Raw genomic sequence first — 16296 nt, forward strand, 5'->3', positions numbered from 1 at the left:
ATCTAAACTAGACGCGTTTTATTTAAGAGATTGGAAAAATTAATTTTATGAAAAATGTAGTTATTGGTGAATATCTAACCAATGAGTCTGAAAAAGCAGTTGATCTTGCTGAAATTTCACAGCAGTTAACAACCTCGGTAAGTAAATTTGGCGTTGAAACGGACATTCTAATTAACTTTAAAAATGACCAAGAACTACCAGAATTAGTGAGGGCAGTGGAATGTCAGCCGTTTGCTCATTATCCTTATGAAGGAATAAAATTTTATTTTTCGCGTTGGGAATTTGCATATAAATATTTGCTAAAGCATTTTGAGATTGATCAGGCAGCCTTGGTGGATGTCGCTGATGTTGAAATGATGAACTACCCTTTCAATGATATTGAAGATAATGTATTATATATTGGTGATGAATATAATGACCTAAACACGTATATTATTGAGGATGATGGGAAGCCGGATTATTTAACTGATTTTACTCATAAAAATAAATATCTACAGTTATTAAATGCAGGCATTCTTGTGGGTACACGACAAACATTACTTGAATTTTTGGGTATCTTTATGAAACTGTATACTGATGATACTGTTCAAGAATATTTAGGTCAGGGAAATACACATTTTGGTATTTTTGAGATGGCAATTGTAAATTATATTGCCTATACCTTTTTTGAAGGACGTATTTGTCATGGTCGTAAAGTAGCATCACGTTTTATGTATGCTGATCGGAATGGTGAATCCTGGTTTAAACATAAGTAGGGGGTGAATAATGACTGAAGATGAAGTAATCGCGCTTTGTTCAGGACATGACTTTGTTTTTAAAACAGGCAAGCCCGAGATAACTATTTATATGGGCAGAAATAACGCCATTTTAATGATTAGGTTGAATCCAGATCATACTGTAGGCTTGCCAACACATGTTAGCTTTGGACCCGATGAGCGATATTGGCATTGGGATCAAGAAAATCAATGTGTAATTTTTACAGATGAAAATGATAAATTCATTGTATCTAAGTATTCAGCACCAGTTGTTGAAGAGAGTAGATATATTGAGATGACTTGCTTAACTGAGCCTGATACGCGCTATGTAGCGTATTTAACGCTTGATATGGAATCAAAAGTGATAACGGATACTGTCTGGAGTAAACAATTTTTACTTTTGGCAAGTCAAGGTTATTCCCAAGATGAGCAAGCACAAATTAATGAATGTGTAACTATTAAACAAGCTGAAGTTAAGTGGTTGGCTAACCAAAATGCTTGGCAACTGGTTAATTCTGCTTGGGAAACAGTGGTAGATAATAGTCGTTTACGCTATGTCTGCTTATTATTTTCAGGAGAATTATCTGCAAGTGATGATTTCTTTCCAAGTAAATTGCAGCTGCCGCAAGATGATAATAAGCAGTTTCTTGCTGGACCACGCAGAGATGTTCTGCAAATTTTGTCCCAGCTATTAATTTGGCATAATGAGCAAATTATGGCTGGGACTGAGCAAGTTTCTCCAATTATGATGATGAAGGAAGTTGTTACACAATGACTGAAAAAAAGTTACTGACAGCACATTTCTTTTTTAGACCGCAGAATATGGCGTATATCTATCTGTATGGTGCGAAAGTTAATTTTAGAGATGAAGATCTTTTTTATCAAAATGCGATTGTTTCTCCCGGTAAAGCGATTGTGACTTGGGAGGAACGCCATCTTGAAACGGCCGACTTTGTTCCTAATATAACCATGCCAAGATTAGCAATCGGTACTAAGTATCAATATCAAATTGAAAGTGAAGAACAACCGATTGATTCGATTGCATTAGCTTTGACTACCTATGATAGTAACTTAGAGCAAAGAGATTATCGCATTTTTACTTCTAAAGAGGGCGAGTTTAGCTTAGAGCCTGAAGAAGTAAAATATCGTTTTGATTTAGCTAGTCTGGGTAATCAAAAGTTGTATTTTCAGCATTTATTACTTGCTGAGGTGCCAGTTCTTGAGGAATATACTTTTACAGTTAAAGATATTGGCAATATACGCACAATTTGGACGCATTATAATAAAAGATCGGATTTTATGCCGGTATTAAATGTATGTGTGCGAACACATACATCAACGGTTCAAACAATTAGTTTTGAGCCGCAGCAAGATAATTTGTTTATTTTTATTCCCGTGCAAATTAATGGTCAGGGACAATTTGACGATGAACAAATAGATATAATCGTGAAGTATATTAATGAAATTAGAACACAAGGTTATGTTTTGCAAATTGAAAATAATCAATCAACTACTTCACTAGTTAAAGCAATACAGCAAAATATTAATAATGATTGATAGGAGATAATATGGATTTTTTCGTTAACCAAGCAATGGGGATGGGTAATTCAGGAATTGAACATTCCGAGTTTTATCGTGCCAAACGATTTGAAGAAGCAGGGATTCCTTACCGCTTTTTATTTTTAGCAGAAGTACCAGAATTGCATAAGGCAATGGATAAATGGCGTTTAAAGAATGAAAATGTCATTAATATGTGGGAGTACTTTGTTTTAGGCGATGATTATTTAAAGAATGGTCTAACTGAGACTTTCCCAGCTAAAAAGGTACGTATTTTATCAGATGCCACTAATACAATGCGGATGAATGAGTTTTATACTGATTCTGGATTACATATCGTGCATCACTTTGTTAAGGAACATAATAAACAAAAACCTGAAAGTAAGATCTTAATGGTACGCGTTTATCAAACACAAATTTTTAGTACCAAAACTGGTGAGTTGAAGGTTTCTTACGAAACAATCAATAATGCTCATGAAGAAGGACGTTTGCAAAACATCCATTTATACACCGAACATGGTGAACACCTATATTTTGCTAATATTGTTCGCTTATATCGGTATTTCTTTGAACAATTAGACCGCTTCTTCGGTGGTAAGAGCAACTTTTATATTGACCGTGGAGATTGGGCTGATGAAGCATTAATGCATGATCCAATTCCAGAAGCTAAGATTATTTACTTAATTCATGCTGACCACTTGGCTGATCGTGTTGATCCAGCTAAGCCATTTTGGAATAATTATTACGAATATCTACTTGACCACATTAAAAAGGTTGATCGTGTCGTCGTATCAACTGAACAGCAGCGTCAAGATTTGCTCGTTAACTTTCCTGATGAAGCAGATAAAATTTGGGCGATTCCAGTTGGTGGGATCAGTGATAAACCAAAGAAATTTAAAGATCGGACACCTAACGGCTTAAAACTGATTACAGCTTCACGTTTAGCCAAAGAAAAGCATGTTGATATTGCTGAAAAAGCAGTTATTGAACTGCATAATGAAGGTAAGAATATTAGTTTTGATATTTACGGTGCCGGTGAAGAAAAGAAGCATCTTGAAGAAATCGTCAAGGAAAACCATGCTGAAAAATACGTTCACGTTCGTGGTTTGTCACAACATTTAGAGTTGGTCTATCCAAAGCACGATGCATTTATTTCAACTTCATTTTCAGAAGGTTTCGGTTTAACTTATATTGAAGCCCTCAATGCTGCATTACCTGTTGTTACGTTTAATGCTCGTTTTGGTGCTACCCAGTTAATTCGGGATGGTGAAAATGGCTTTATTGAAGACTTTAAACGTGATGATGAAGCCTATGATGTTGCTCAAATTAAGAAGGGTATTACACGTCTATTAGATGCAGATTACTTAAAACTGCGTCGTAATACTCAAGTTGGAATTGATGAATACCGTAATAGTGCAATTAGTAAAAAATGGAGGAAGTTAGTCGATGGATTACGAGCTAATTAATGAAGTTAACAGTTTAGGCGGTAATGTTTTTAATGAAATTAAAACAAGACTGAAAAAGAATAATGGTCAACTTTTATGTTTAACTTCAATGCCTAATATGCGTAATTTCTTGCAGGCTAATGGCATTCAAGGAACTACTCTGATTGATATGATTACTGGTCGGACATATGATCCTACAACTTACCGCTACTTTAACGAAGTTAATATTCCAAGTATGGATTATGTTCAAATGCAAAAAGACAGTAGTATCTTTGTCGATGATCAAGGGATTTTTATTGCCCGGGAATATTTGTTTCCTAATACACGTCGTGCAACTCAAGATATCCGATATTTAAATCCTGATGGCAGTTATGACTACATTGAAGAGTATGCTTCAGATGGTAAAGTTTATAGCCATCTTTATTATGCAAATGGTAATTTAGAAGAGATTGAATTTGTTGATATGCAAGGTCAACCAGTAATTCGTTACTTTTACTATGAAGGTAATCTTAACTTTATTACAGTTGAAGATCCAAAAGAACATGAAGTAATTGCGCGTTATAATAATTTGCTTGATTTCTATATTGATCAATTAAGCAAATTAATGACTAAGGATGATACAGTTAACATTAATTTCTTGGGAATTGAATTAACGTCATTACAAAATACGAAATCACACAATCAATTTTATTTGTCAGAAGATCCAGTTGATAATAATGGTGAAGTACGTGCCAATTTGGCAAGTATTTTAAAAGATACAATTCCATATATTGATACAGTGAAGATGAATAAGACAGCATATAAAAAATTACGTCATGCAACAGTCCCGTTAAAGAAAGCCGAAATTGTCTAATAGTTTTTGAGGTGTGCTAATGAAGAATTCATTGTCCAAAAAAATTGAGGAAGATTTTGCGTATGAAAAGAAAGAATTACCCTCAATGAAAGATCGTCGCAAAACTAAATCAGAATTGGTGTTAGCTTTGTTGAATATTTTAGTTGGCGCTGGTATTTTAGCGGGGATGTTATTACCGCTACTTAGTTTGAAATAATGATGCATATTAGAAATCACCAATACTGGCGAAAAACAAACCAGATTATCACATTAAAAACAGAATATGAACAATTAAGTGATGAGGCATTGCAAGCTAAAACTGTTGAATTTCGCAACCGTCTTAAAGCTGGCGAGTCACTAAATTCATTACTTGTTGAAGCCTACGCAGTAGTTTGTGAAGCTGATAAACGTGTCTTGGGATTATCACCTTATAAAGTTCAGATTTTTGGTGCGGTTGCCATGCAATTTCATAATGTTATTGAAATGAAAACTGGCGAAGGGAAGACCCTGACTGCCACGATGCCGATGTATTTACATGGTCTAGCAGGTAATGGTAACTTTTTGATTACGGCGAATAGTTATCTGGCTAAACGTGATGCCCTGAATATGGGGCAAGTTTATCGTTGGCTCGGTTTAAGTGTCGGTTATAATGCTGATCTTCATGAAGATGAAAATAAAGATGATGATAAAGATACAGATCAAATAAAGTACAAAAAAGAAGTTTATGCTAATGATATCGTTTATACCGATGGTGGGACATTTGGCTTTGATTATCTGACTAATAATCTGGTTAGTTCAGCGGACCAGCAATTTATGCCGACATTTGAATTTGCGCTAATTGATGAAATTGACGCAGTCTTGCTTGACTTGGCAACTACGCCGCTAGTAATTTCTGGTCGACCAAAGGGAAAGTCAAATTATCCAGGTTTAGCTGATAAATTTATCAAAATCTGTGAAAAAGACATTGATTATGCCTTAAGTCCAGATCAGAAAAATGTTTGGTTTTTAGCCTCAGGTATTAAAAAAGCTGAAAAATTCTTTAAAATAGAAAATATTTTAACAGAAGAATATTCAAATTTGTATTGCCATTTGATCTTTGCTCTGCAGGCAAACAAGATTCATATTCGTAATCGTGATTATATTGTTGAAGATGACAAAGTAATTTTGTTAGATAAAAATAGTGGTCGTAAAATGGTCGGAATGCAAATGCAAGCTGGAATTCAGCAGGCCATTGAAACTAAAGAAGGGTTAGAGAATAGTCCTCAAGAGCAAGTTATTGCAACCATTACTTATCAAAATTTGTTTCGTTTATTCCCGCAGTTAGCAGGGATGACAGGAACAGCCAAGGGTGATAAACAAGAATTAATGCAAGTTTATCGCTTAAATGTTGTTGAAGTGCCGACTAATAAGCCAAGTATCAGAAAAGATGAGCCTGATAAAGTATTTTATACTGCCAAAGCAAAATTGATGGCATCACTTGACTTAGTTAAGAAGAATTATAACCTAGGGCGTCCAGTTTTAATTGAAACAGGTTCATTAACATTATCAAATTTGTATTCAGAAATGTTACTGCAAGCGCATATTCCACACAGTTTGCTTAATGCGTGGTCGGCTTCACAAGAAGCAACGATGATTGAAATTGCTGGTCAAGCAGGCATGATTACAGTATCAACTTCTCTTGCAGGGCGGGGGACAGATATTGTTCTTTCTCCAGAAGCTAAAAAGGCTGGCGGCTTGCTCGTTATTGGTACAGAAAAGATGCCTCTTAAGCGAATTGACGATCAATTACGTGGACGTTCTGGTCGTCAGGGACAAGCAGGAACGACAGTATTTTATACTTCGCTGCAGGATCAGCTTGTTGGTCGTTATCCTTCTAAAAAAATTGCCAGAAAAGTTGCTCGTCATGAAAATGACAGGCAGCAAGAAATTCCGTATAGCAACCGATATCGGCATTTCTTTAGTCGCTTACAAAAAAGCGTTAAGTATGAGGAACAATCTTCGCGCTTCATGGTTTTAGAGTATGGTGAGATTGCTCGTTTGCAGCGTGAAGCTGTCTATCAGGCTCGCGGTCAAATTATCAAAATGAACCAGGAATTAGATCAAGTCGTGATCCATAGTATGCAAAAGGCTGTCAAAAATTTCCTTAATAATGGAGATTTATCTTTAGCTGAAATTAACGATTTTGTTTGTGATAATATGACTTCTGAATTTAAGAATGAGTCTGAATTAGAAATGGCTTCATATAATGATCGCGAGCGCTTTTTAAATAAGACAGCATTGCAAGCGTTAAAGGCCAAAAAGCATACATTAGCTAATGAAGATGCTTGGCAATATTATCTGCAGTTAGCAATTGTAAAAGCAATTGATGATGCTTGGGTTGATGAAGTAGATAATCTTGAGGCTTTGCGTTCAGTAACAGCTCAACGAACTACGGGTCAATCAAATCCATTATTTGAATATCAAAAAGAGGCATTGGCAAGCTTTAATCGCATGAAAGAAGATATTATGCGTAATATTATGCGTAATGTACTTTGTTCCGAGGTTAATGGCAGTAACATTAAAGGAATGCGAATTTATTTTGCTTAGAATTAAGAAAGGAATTGGCGATGGTAGATAAGAAAGTTTTACATAAGCGAATTCTTTGGACATTATTGTTAGTAACAGTTTATATCTTTGGTCAGTTCATTATTATTCCGTTCGTTAAGCAAAGTACTGCAGCTGGTTATTTAAAAGCTAATACGTTAATTGGTATTTTGGGAATGTATACTGGTTCCCAAACTTCCAGGCCATCTTTGCTAATGCTTGGTATTGGTCCATATATGACAACTAATATTATGGTTCAAGCGGTTAGTTCACTTGATTTGAAAAGATTAAGACAAATTTCTCAGCATACCTGGGGAATTATTACAAACTTTATTAGTTTGATTGTGGCAATTTTGCAGGCATTTCTCTATGTAAATAACTTTAAGAAGGCTCTATTGCCTGTTTATGTCGCGCGTCATAATATCAGCTTTAACCTAGCAATTATTATTTTGGTAACTGGTGGAATGATTTCAGTTTACTTGGCAAATGTTATTTCTGAACGAGGAATTGGTAATTCCGCAATTTTAATGGTGCCACAGCTAGTATTATCATTGCCGTCATTGTTAATTCGTGGTTGGGGAACCAGTCACTTTAATTTTTCAGTTATTAATATTATTATTGTGATTTTGACAACTTTGGTAGTTGTTTTTTATGGTTTGGCATTGATTCGTGCTGAAGAACGAGTACCCTATCGGGAACCACAATTAATGAGTGAATTTGCTAAGTCATATTTTCCAATTAAGTTATTGACTGCGGGTGCGATGCCATTTATGTTCTCAACTTCATTGTTTATGTTGTTGCCAATGCTAGTTAAAAATTCGCCGTTAAAGATTAGAGAATTTGTTTTTAATATTGTTTCGATTAATAAACCAATTGGGATAGTTTTTTATGCAATTGTTATTATTCTACTGAATTTTGTTTTTGGGTTAATTACGTTGCAGCCTAGTGTTAAGGCACGTAATTTCAAAGAAAATGGCAGTTATTTTTATAAAGTTGTGCCAGGTATTCAGACTGAAAAATTTATTATGCATAAGTTTACAAGATTAACTTGGGCAAGTAGTTTTATTTTGATTTGTTTAAGTATTTGGCCGTTATTACTTGGTCTTTGGCTACCACAAATGGCGAATTTAACCCCATTTATTGGTAACTTGTTTATTTTGATTATGATTTTGGATATGATCGAGCAAGAATTTCAAACTTTAAACAGTGAGAAAAAATACGTAATTGATTTGAAATAGGTTGATGATAAAAATGTTGACATTGATTCCTGATTTACATACTAAAAACAAATTTTATCAAGAAAATACTTTGATAAGCCTATCTGCACGTTTACAAGAAGAAAATGTCGACAATCAATTGTTGCTTCTTGATGATGAAACAGATCAATTCTTAGCGAACTACATGGATACTAAACAAGTAATTTATTTGTTTGATAAAATACGTGGAATTGAAATTGATGGTTCGCCATTAACCTTGAAGGATCTTCATATTCCCGATGATTATAAGCTAGAGACGCTTATTTATTTATCAGGAACACAAGTAGAAGTGTTTGATGATCAAACAAGGGTCATGGAAGTTATTCTGGGCAGTAGTGGTGAACTAAAATTAGTTTCTTATTATGAAAAAACTGGTCAAATAGTAGATAGTTATGATTTACGCGGCTTTCGCAGTAGTCGAAGCTATTTTAATGAACTAGGTCAATTGACTAGTAAAGAATGGTTTAATGCCACGAGTGATTTGGTAATGACGCAAAATGAGGATTTAACAATAACAATTCCAGCGCGTCAGCAACCTCGTTTTCAAAAATCAAGATATACTAACTTAGCAGAAATTGAATGTGAATTTGCATTACCATATTTGACAGGTAAGCAAAAGCTATTAATTGAGCCAAGTCAAGAGAGTCTGGATTTTCGTCATTTTTTGTTGCAGGCTCAAGTTTATTATTACTTTACTGAGTATGATCAAATTGTTAATTTGGATTATCATACTGTCACGCCTCAGGATCAATATTTATTTCAAAATGAAACTTTAGCGCATCTTTTTTTCGATGAGCTTAAGCAAAATGAAGTTGATTTTGTTCCATTATGGCATATAATTCCGCCATACTTTAATGACTTTTCTTTGGGAACCAGTATGGAACGGGAAGAGCAGTTGATTTATTGGCATGTTGGTCAGATTGATAATAACGAATTAATGAAATGCTTTTGTGAATTGATTGATCTACTAAAGGAAAATAAAAATTTAAGGATCATGGCTGATGCTGATTTACAGTATGCGTCATTTTTTAAAGCTGTCTCGGCTGGTTGGGTTGCTGAATTTAAGGATGAACTTAACGAGATAGATGAAGTTGAGTCACTTGATGAAGTTGATACAACTAATTTAGATGTTGACCAAATTGAAGCTCTTGACCGTTTTGCTTGTCCGGAAAATGCAACGTATGAGCAAAAATTAGCAGTTTTAAGACAAGCTCATATTTTTATTGATACTGATCCGGTAACTAATTATGATTTACAACTTGAAGCAGTAAAAATAGGGATCCCCCAAATTGTTTATCAAAGTAATAATTTAATCAAAGAAGGTAAGAATGGCTTTTTGATTAAGCAAAAAGGTGAAATTAAAGAACCAGTTGAAGTCTTTTTAACTAATCTCGATAAATGGAATGTAGCTGTGGTTGAAAATGTGCGATTAATTCAACGGATGTCGCTTAGGATGGTCATTAAACAATGGAAGCGGGTGCTGCAAGGATGAGTAAAAAAAAGACGTATCTTTTTCATAGTGGTGCTCAACCATTAGAAAATTTCGAGGATGCTTTAACAGACTGTTCATATTTATGGGCTGATCCTGTTAATCTTAATAAGCATAAGCTATCACCAGTTTTTAAAAAGAATGTGTTTAATCGTGACTATTTGTTTGCATATTTCTTTCTTGATAAAACTTCGCCATGGCTCAAAGATGTAAAATTGTTAATGCAACTGCCGGCACATAGAATTCTTTATAGTGATGATGCAGAGATACCAGTAAGCATTTTGCAAGCTTTACAATTACGGGGCGCATATAAAATTAACCCGTTAAATTTGGCAGATGTTGTTAATCATTATTTTTTTGATGTTGATGTTGGTTATCGAGTAAGTATCGATCAGCTGGAACTTAATTCTGATTTGCAAAATAATATTACCTATTATGGCGCTAGTTATTTTAATGTTGAAGCAAATTTTGGCGATCAATGGCAATATTTAGGTCAATTGTCATATAGTGTATCTGTTGTCGAACGTTATGCCACAACTCTTAAAGTTGAAATGCAAACAACAGGTTCTGCAGAATTAAAGATCGAAGTTAAATGCTTCAATTCAGATAGGCAGTTAATTAAGACATTTTCTAAAAGTGGTGAGCAGCTGATAGCTGACAATGGAGAAATTGAGATTACTGATATCAAGACTAAATTTTTCTATAGTATATATTATTATGTGCGTGGACACGGAAATGTAAAAATTGGTACGTTGCATCAGCGAAGATCTCGAGGTAAATATGGCTTCCTAGATCTTGGCGGTAAAAAGATTATTGATCGAAATTCACTTAATGGTGAAATTGCCTATTTGTTTAATCCGGGAAATATGCAACCGCCACTCACCGTTTATTTTGCGGGGTATCACTCTGCTGAAACTTTTGAGGCTCGAGGAATGTTACATTCTAAAGGAGTTCCTTATTTATTAATTTCAGATTTACGAGTTGAAGGTGGTACTTTTTATTTGGGAGATGCAGCAGTTGAAAATAAAATCCTTACAGTAATTAAGGATTGCCTGGCTAAGCTGCATTTTGATACTAAAGATCTTGTGTTGTCAGGAATTTCGATGGGAACATACGCGTCTATGTATTATGGGGCTTTACTAAGCCCGGGGAATATTGTAATTGCTAAACCATTAATGAACTTAGGAACAATTGCCGAAAATTTACGAATTAATCGACCAAATGAATTTCATTGCTCAACTGATATGGTTTTGATGCTTGAAGGTAATAATGATCATGAAGCTTGTCAAAAAGTTGATGATATTATGTGGCAGCGGATTAAAAAGGGTGATTTTAGTAAGACAGATTTTGTTTTAGGTTATATGCGCAATGATGATTATGATCGTTTTGCTTATAATAAATTACAAAATTTTCTACAAAAGTATTATCCAGATCGTCATGTTATTTCTAAAGGTTATTATGGTCGGCATAATGATGATAGTAGTTCAATTGCGGCTTGGTTTGAGCAGCAATTGTATCACATTCTTAGAAGTAAGTATGGTCAAAAATTTTAGTTTATTAATAAAGCGTATACTATACGCTTTATTTTTTTGCAAAAATACAAAATTATCAAAAATTCGCTGTTAATAAATATTTTGTTATTTATTATTACCTATAATATTAAGATTCTTAATAAATATTATTATATTTTCCACATAAAAAATCTTAAATACGTTATTTTTATATAGCGTTTTTATATGTAAAAATATATTTACATAATAAACAGAATGATTTAAAATTAATCAATACAAAAGTGTGAAGTATTTTGCTATGGGCATTATACGGAAAGGAAAAATATGGTAGGGAAAAATAATTTTGATGCGAAAAACAGAAAAGTTGAATCGCAATCAAAACATGAACGTTTTTCAATTAGAAAATTAAGCATGGGTGCAACATCTGTCTTGTTGGGTATAACATTTATGGGTCTTGGTACACAAACTACTAAAGCTGATACAATTGTGACACCTACACAAACGGATGAGGCAACAAATAATACTCAAAATACGGATGAACCAGCTGATAAGCCAGCTAAAAAGGCTAATCTTACTAGCTATAAAGGTTTAACGTCTTATTTGAACAACAAGTCAACTGGTAAAAAAGCGGCTAAAACTGCTACTTCGAATCAAAAGCAAGCAGCAGTAAAAGAACAAGCAGCTGATACTAAGACAGATGAATCAACTGCTACCACAGCTGCAACTAAATCAACTGCTTCAGCACCAGATAATTCTAAGGCAGCTAAGCCAACAAAAGCTTCAACAGATTCTGATGCTAACGTAGATATTGCTGCACCAGCAGCCAAAGATTCTACATCTACTACTCAAACTGCTAAGTCGGATCAAACTACAGATTCAGCTGTACAAGCAACAGATGTAATCAACCAGGCTAAGGCTCCTGTAACTAAAGAGGTTGATCCAACTGTTGGAACTCAAGCTTTTGGTTCTGTAAAGCAAGTAACTACTTGGCAGGAATTTGTGGCTGCACTTAAAGATGCAACTGTTAGTGAAATTGATCTTGAAAATGATATTGCTTCTGATAATACCGGAGGTAGAGCAGATGTCAATTTCCCACAACGTAAGATTTTAATTCAGTCAGATCCAGCTAGAAATAAACGCTTTATTCTTGACTTGCATTATTCAGGACCTAGACCTGATGATGGCTCGACTGATCCAGCTAATCGGGGAACAACTGATTTAACTTATCACAACTTAAGTATTTATACTCAAAGTTATTACGGACTTGATAATACTGTTGATGGTACTTCATCACCATGTAAGTTAACGCTTGATGATATTGACTTTACTGGTTCCCAGGTTACTTATAGTGGTCAATATAGTGATATTTATATTAAGAATACAGTTACTGCTGATGCTGTACAGACATATGTTGGTCCGCTTGACGGAAAAACATATACTTGTGATGGCGGTGGACAACAGTTATTTGAACTTAATCAACCAGGACAAAATTTAGTTTTCACTAAGGATTGTAAGTTTGTTGGTTCTTCAAGTGATGGTAACGTGCTCGAACTGGATCAAGGTATTGCTGATAATGCTGGTCCTAACGGTAGATCACGGACCAACAATATCTTAATTGATAGTGGTGCTGATGTAACTCTGAACCCTCGTAAAGATCCTGGTAATAATGGTGATAATGCTCAAAACACCGGTAAGGCTAGTGGGATCTTTGTTAATAACGGTGAAGGTTCCGTTACTGTTAATAAGCGAGCAAAACTGACTATTAATGTCGGAACACCGGACTATACAGGTGGTTTAGATATGCACCGTACAGCTGCGATTATGCTAACCAGTAAAACCGGTAATAACGCAAAATTAGTTGATAATGGGACAATTAACATTAACACTAATGGTGACATTTCAGACAGTACTGGTGGAAATACTAGAGCTAAAAGTTTGATTTACGATCAGGGTAGTTTATCAGTTGGACCTGGCGCATCTCTTAATATTTATGGCAAGAATATGCAAGACTATTCGGGTACGTTAATTTACATTACTGGTAAAGCGGATCTGAATAACGGATCGTTACATATTGAATTGCAAGATGATCCTAAACATCCAGGAGATAATGCTTATGGTGCAGGTACCAAGCCGATTACTTTACTTGATGTTTCCAGCTCAGCTGCCTTAACTGTTAATAATCCAAATGAATTAGTCTTGAATGCTTCTAAGAATACAGCTGCCGGCACAAGTATCATTGGTGATAGTGCAATTAACATTAAGAACGTGCGTCAAGTATTTGACTTTAGTTCACTTTATCCTGGAATGAAGCCAATTACCTTACCACCATTCCATGTTTTGAATGTTCAGAAGAAGACAGTTGGTGGTAAACCAACAATTGGTGTTAATAAGATTTCAGTTTTGAACGGTAAACAGACAATTTCTGCTGGCACTCTTCAAATGCTTCAAACTGATCTTGCTAAGCCAGAAAATTCATCTTTAGTAGCATTACTCCAAAAAGTATTTGGTCCGTATTATATGTCTGTACTGCAAGACTATTCTGCTAAACAAACACCGTATGATCAAATCTTCAGTGATATTATTTCTGCAGCATTCTCTGATCCAACTAACCCAGGCTATAACAATATTAGAATGGTATCACCTAATGAGGGTGGATTCTTGGATATTGAAGATGATAATGGTGTACCAGGTCAAGCTTCGTATCATCAAAATCCTAACGGTTCAATTACAATTACGGGTAAAGTAGATAACTTTAACTATGCTACAGATGGTCCGGTACAATCAGATAATCCGTTTAGTAAGTTAATGAGCTGTGGTACAGATGTTTATGTTAAAGCACAGTTTAGAGGACAATCGGGAATCATTTCAGATCCTGCTAATCCAGTAGCTGATCCATATATTAATACCAATGATGTCTTGTCAGACTTGAACCATGTTTATAGTACCAAGGCTAGTCCAGATGGGACATTTAGCATCACAATTCCAGCAGGTACAAGTGGTCTATTTAGTGGTGCCGCAATTGATTTGACTCCAGAAGCTAACTTCATTGGTTATGACCCTGAAATTAAAGACAAGATGGCAACTGTTTATCTTGGTAATATCATGGACTTAAAACAGATGAAAGCTGCTACTGAAAAGGACCTTGATGCTGGTTTGGATAGTGCGACAGCTCGAGTAAAAGGATCGGGATTAAGTGTAGCTGATCAAACACCACACCTAGACAAGATTCAAAAGGCTCATGATGATGCTGTTTACTACATTGATAATGCTACTGACTTTGATACAATTAACTATCAATATACACAAGCATTAGATATTTATAACCATGAAGCTGCTAAGTCTGAACTTGAAGCCTATGCTAACAACTGTATTACAGTATTAAATGTTACGGATGCAAATGTTCGTCAACAGATTGCTAATAAAGTTAAAGCTGGTGATGGTTATATTGATAGTCAACATGGTAGTACAAGAGCAGAAGCCAAGACAGATTACTCAGCCATTAACCAAGCTCGTGATACATATACCAGTCAAATACTTGATATATGTAAGTCATGGTTGAACAATTTACTTAAAGAGCAATGTACTAATGCTAAAGCAGATATTGATAAGCATCCGGAAATAACTAATGCTAGTGATTTAAAAGATAAAATTGATGCTGCTTTTAGTGCAGCTAGTCGGAGCATTACTATGGCTACTGATGCTGACAAGCTTAATGCGGTATATCAAGATAGTAAGAGTAAAATTGCAAGTTATGCTTCAACTAAGTTAAATAATCAGTTGAAGAATGAAGCAACGACTAATATTAAGAATAAATGGGTTAATGCCAGAACTAGTTTGATGAAACTCACTAAATTAACAGTTTCCCATAAGGCTACGTATCAGTCACAGTTAACTAGTGCCTTAACAGCAGGTATTTCGGCGGTTAATGCGGCAACAACAGATACAGAGATAACTACTGCTTATAATGACTTTTCGGCCAAAGTAGATGCAATTATCGCTGCTGCTACTGCAGAAAATAATCAATAGTAATATTTTGTTCTAGAAAATGCAAAAAGCATTCTAAAACTATGATTTAGAATGCTTTTTTGCTTGGATTTAAACTTAGGTCAAATATTTATAATAGATTATAGATAATTCTGCATAATCGTTTTATATATATAATATAAAACGTATACATTTTAAAAATATATCTAATTGCATATTATATTGATTTTAATTGGTAAGCGGTTTTTCTATTTTGAATTTAATATTTAGTAAAAGCATAGAAAAATAAATTATTTTTTAGATTAAATTATTCAAGTGATAATTACTATATTTTTTTAGATATGTTATTTTATTTTACTGTTTATTCAGTAGTATTCGCTAAATACAATAATAAATACGCTTGTTTATATACAATGGTTATTAAATTTTTTTGTTATTATTATGAGTAATAATAGTGTCCAAATAGGCGTTGAATTTATTGAATTAATCATTATAATAGTTACAGTTAGGTCATTAATATGTGGCTTATAAAAAGTGTTTAGTAAAAGTGATTGTTATCAAAAAAGATAACAGACAATGTAGCTTGATTATTACTAGAGATGATAAACAAGCTACTTTCTCAGGTCTAAGACTAATGTAAGTTAGTGTTAAAGAACGGGTAACCGTCATGAAATCCAAGTTAACTATTATTAAGTTAGGTGTGTAAGATGGTAGATTCAGATCAAAAGAAAAAGTTAGAGAAGGAAATAGTAGAGAAGGAGAAGATTGACAAGGCGCGGGCACTCAGACGTAATTTATTAGCTGCGAGTACTGCCGGAATCGGTGGTATTTTAGGTGGTCTATTGAGTTCACCGCAGGTTGCCCATGCGGCAACTAATGTGCCT

11 protein-coding genes are annotated in these 16296 nt (G+C 34.5%); all 11 read left to right on the top strand.

What is annotated here, in order from left to right:
* Nucleotides 1–47 precede the first annotated feature (47 nt).
* The gene (locus PT281_RS03910; protein ID WP_277152227.1) at nucleotides 48–755 is read left to right on the top strand and encodes a hypothetical protein; all 708 of its coding nucleotides are present in this window, start codon (nucleotides 48–50) and stop codon (nucleotides 753–755) included.
* A gap of 10 nt (nucleotides 756–765) precedes the next feature.
* Nucleotides 766–1530 carry a hypothetical protein gene (locus PT281_RS03915; RefSeq protein WP_277152228.1) on the top strand — a complete coding sequence of 255 codons (765 nt, stop codon included), beginning with the start codon at nucleotides 766–768 and terminating at the stop codon, nucleotides 1528–1530.
* Nucleotides 1527–2312, top strand: a complete 786-nt coding sequence (locus tag PT281_RS03920) for an accessory Sec system protein Asp3 (protein ID WP_277152230.1) — start codon at nucleotides 1527–1529, stop codon at nucleotides 2310–2312. The genes PT281_RS03915 and PT281_RS03920 overlap by 4 nt, the downstream gene beginning before the upstream one ends.
* Nucleotides 2313–2323: 11 nt before the next feature.
* Nucleotides 2324–3778: a glycosyltransferase gene (locus PT281_RS03925; RefSeq protein WP_277152232.1), complete on the top strand. Its 1455-nt coding sequence runs from the start codon at nucleotides 2324–2326 to the stop codon at nucleotides 3776–3778.
* The gene (locus PT281_RS03930) at nucleotides 3759–4610 is read left to right on the top strand and encodes a hypothetical protein (protein WP_277152234.1); all 852 of its coding nucleotides are present in this window, start codon (nucleotides 3759–3761) and stop codon (nucleotides 4608–4610) included. The genes PT281_RS03925 and PT281_RS03930 overlap by 20 nt, the downstream gene beginning before the upstream one ends.
* A 19-nt stretch (nucleotides 4611–4629) precedes the next feature.
* Entirely contained in the window at nucleotides 4630–4806 is a 177-nt protein-coding gene (locus PT281_RS03935) for a hypothetical protein (RefSeq protein ID WP_277152235.1), read from the top strand.
* The gene (gene secA, locus PT281_RS03940; protein ID WP_277152237.1) at nucleotides 4806–7175 is read left to right on the top strand and encodes a preprotein translocase subunit SecA; all 2370 of its coding nucleotides are present in this window, start codon (nucleotides 4806–4808) and stop codon (nucleotides 7173–7175) included. The genes PT281_RS03935 and secA overlap by 1 nt, the downstream gene beginning before the upstream one ends.
* 20 nt (nucleotides 7176–7195) lie before the next feature.
* Nucleotides 7196–8410: a hypothetical protein gene (locus PT281_RS03945; RefSeq protein ID WP_277152239.1), complete on the top strand. Its 1215-nt coding sequence runs from the start codon at nucleotides 7196–7198 to the stop codon at nucleotides 8408–8410.
* A 4-nt stretch (nucleotides 8411–8414) separates the two neighbouring features.
* Nucleotides 8415–9920 (top strand): accessory Sec system glycosyltransferase Asp1, encoded by a 1506-nt coding sequence (gene asp1, locus PT281_RS03950; RefSeq protein WP_277152241.1) that lies wholly within the window; start codon nucleotides 8415–8417, stop codon nucleotides 9918–9920.
* Nucleotides 9917–11470 carry an accessory Sec system protein Asp2 gene (gene asp2 / locus PT281_RS03955; RefSeq protein ID WP_277152243.1) on the top strand — a complete coding sequence of 518 codons (1554 nt, stop codon included), beginning with the start codon at nucleotides 9917–9919 and terminating at the stop codon, nucleotides 11468–11470. The genes asp1 and asp2 overlap by 4 nt, the downstream gene beginning before the upstream one ends.
* A gap of 282 nt (nucleotides 11471–11752) precedes the next feature.
* Nucleotides 11753–15454, top strand: coding sequence for a pectate lyase-like adhesive domain-containing protein (locus PT281_RS03960; protein ID WP_277152245.1), 3702 nt, complete (start codon nucleotides 11753–11755; stop codon nucleotides 15452–15454).
* Nucleotides 15455–16296: the final 842 nt, after the last annotated feature.

It is taken from the genome of Lactobacillus sp. ESL0701 (genome assembly GCF_029433445.1).
In the GTDB taxonomy this organism is placed as follows: Bacteria; Bacillota; Bacilli; order Lactobacillales; family Lactobacillaceae; genus Lactobacillus.

Bases quoted from the DNA above. Each gene is read 5' to 3' on its own strand.
- PT281_RS03910 (WP_277152227.1), top strand. From the start codon at position 48: ATGAAAAATGTAGTTATTGGTGAATATCTAACCAATGAGTCTGAAAAA.
- PT281_RS03915 (WP_277152228.1), top strand. From the start codon at position 766: ATGACTGAAGATGAAGTAATCGCGCTTTGTTCAGGACATGACTTTGTT.
- PT281_RS03920 (WP_277152230.1), top strand. From the start codon at position 1,527: ATGACTGAAAAAAAGTTACTGACAGCACATTTCTTTTTTAGACCGCAG.
- PT281_RS03925 (WP_277152232.1), top strand. From the start codon at position 2,324: ATGGATTTTTTCGTTAACCAAGCAATGGGGATGGGTAATTCAGGAATT.
- PT281_RS03930 (WP_277152234.1), top strand. From the start codon at position 3,759: ATGGATTACGAGCTAATTAATGAAGTTAACAGTTTAGGCGGTAATGTT.
- PT281_RS03935 (WP_277152235.1), top strand. From the start codon at position 4,630: ATGAAGAATTCATTGTCCAAAAAAATTGAGGAAGATTTTGCGTATGAA.
- secA (WP_277152237.1), top strand. From the start codon at position 4,806: ATGATGCATATTAGAAATCACCAATACTGGCGAAAAACAAACCAGATT.
- PT281_RS03945 (WP_277152239.1), top strand. From the start codon at position 7,196: ATGGTAGATAAGAAAGTTTTACATAAGCGAATTCTTTGGACATTATTG.
- asp1 (WP_277152241.1), top strand. From the start codon at position 8,415: ATGATAAAAATGTTGACATTGATTCCTGATTTACATACTAAAAACAAA.
- asp2 (WP_277152243.1), top strand. From the start codon at position 9,917: ATGAGTAAAAAAAAGACGTATCTTTTTCATAGTGGTGCTCAACCATTA.
- PT281_RS03960 (WP_277152245.1), top strand. From the start codon at position 11,753: ATGGTAGGGAAAAATAATTTTGATGCGAAAAACAGAAAAGTTGAATCG.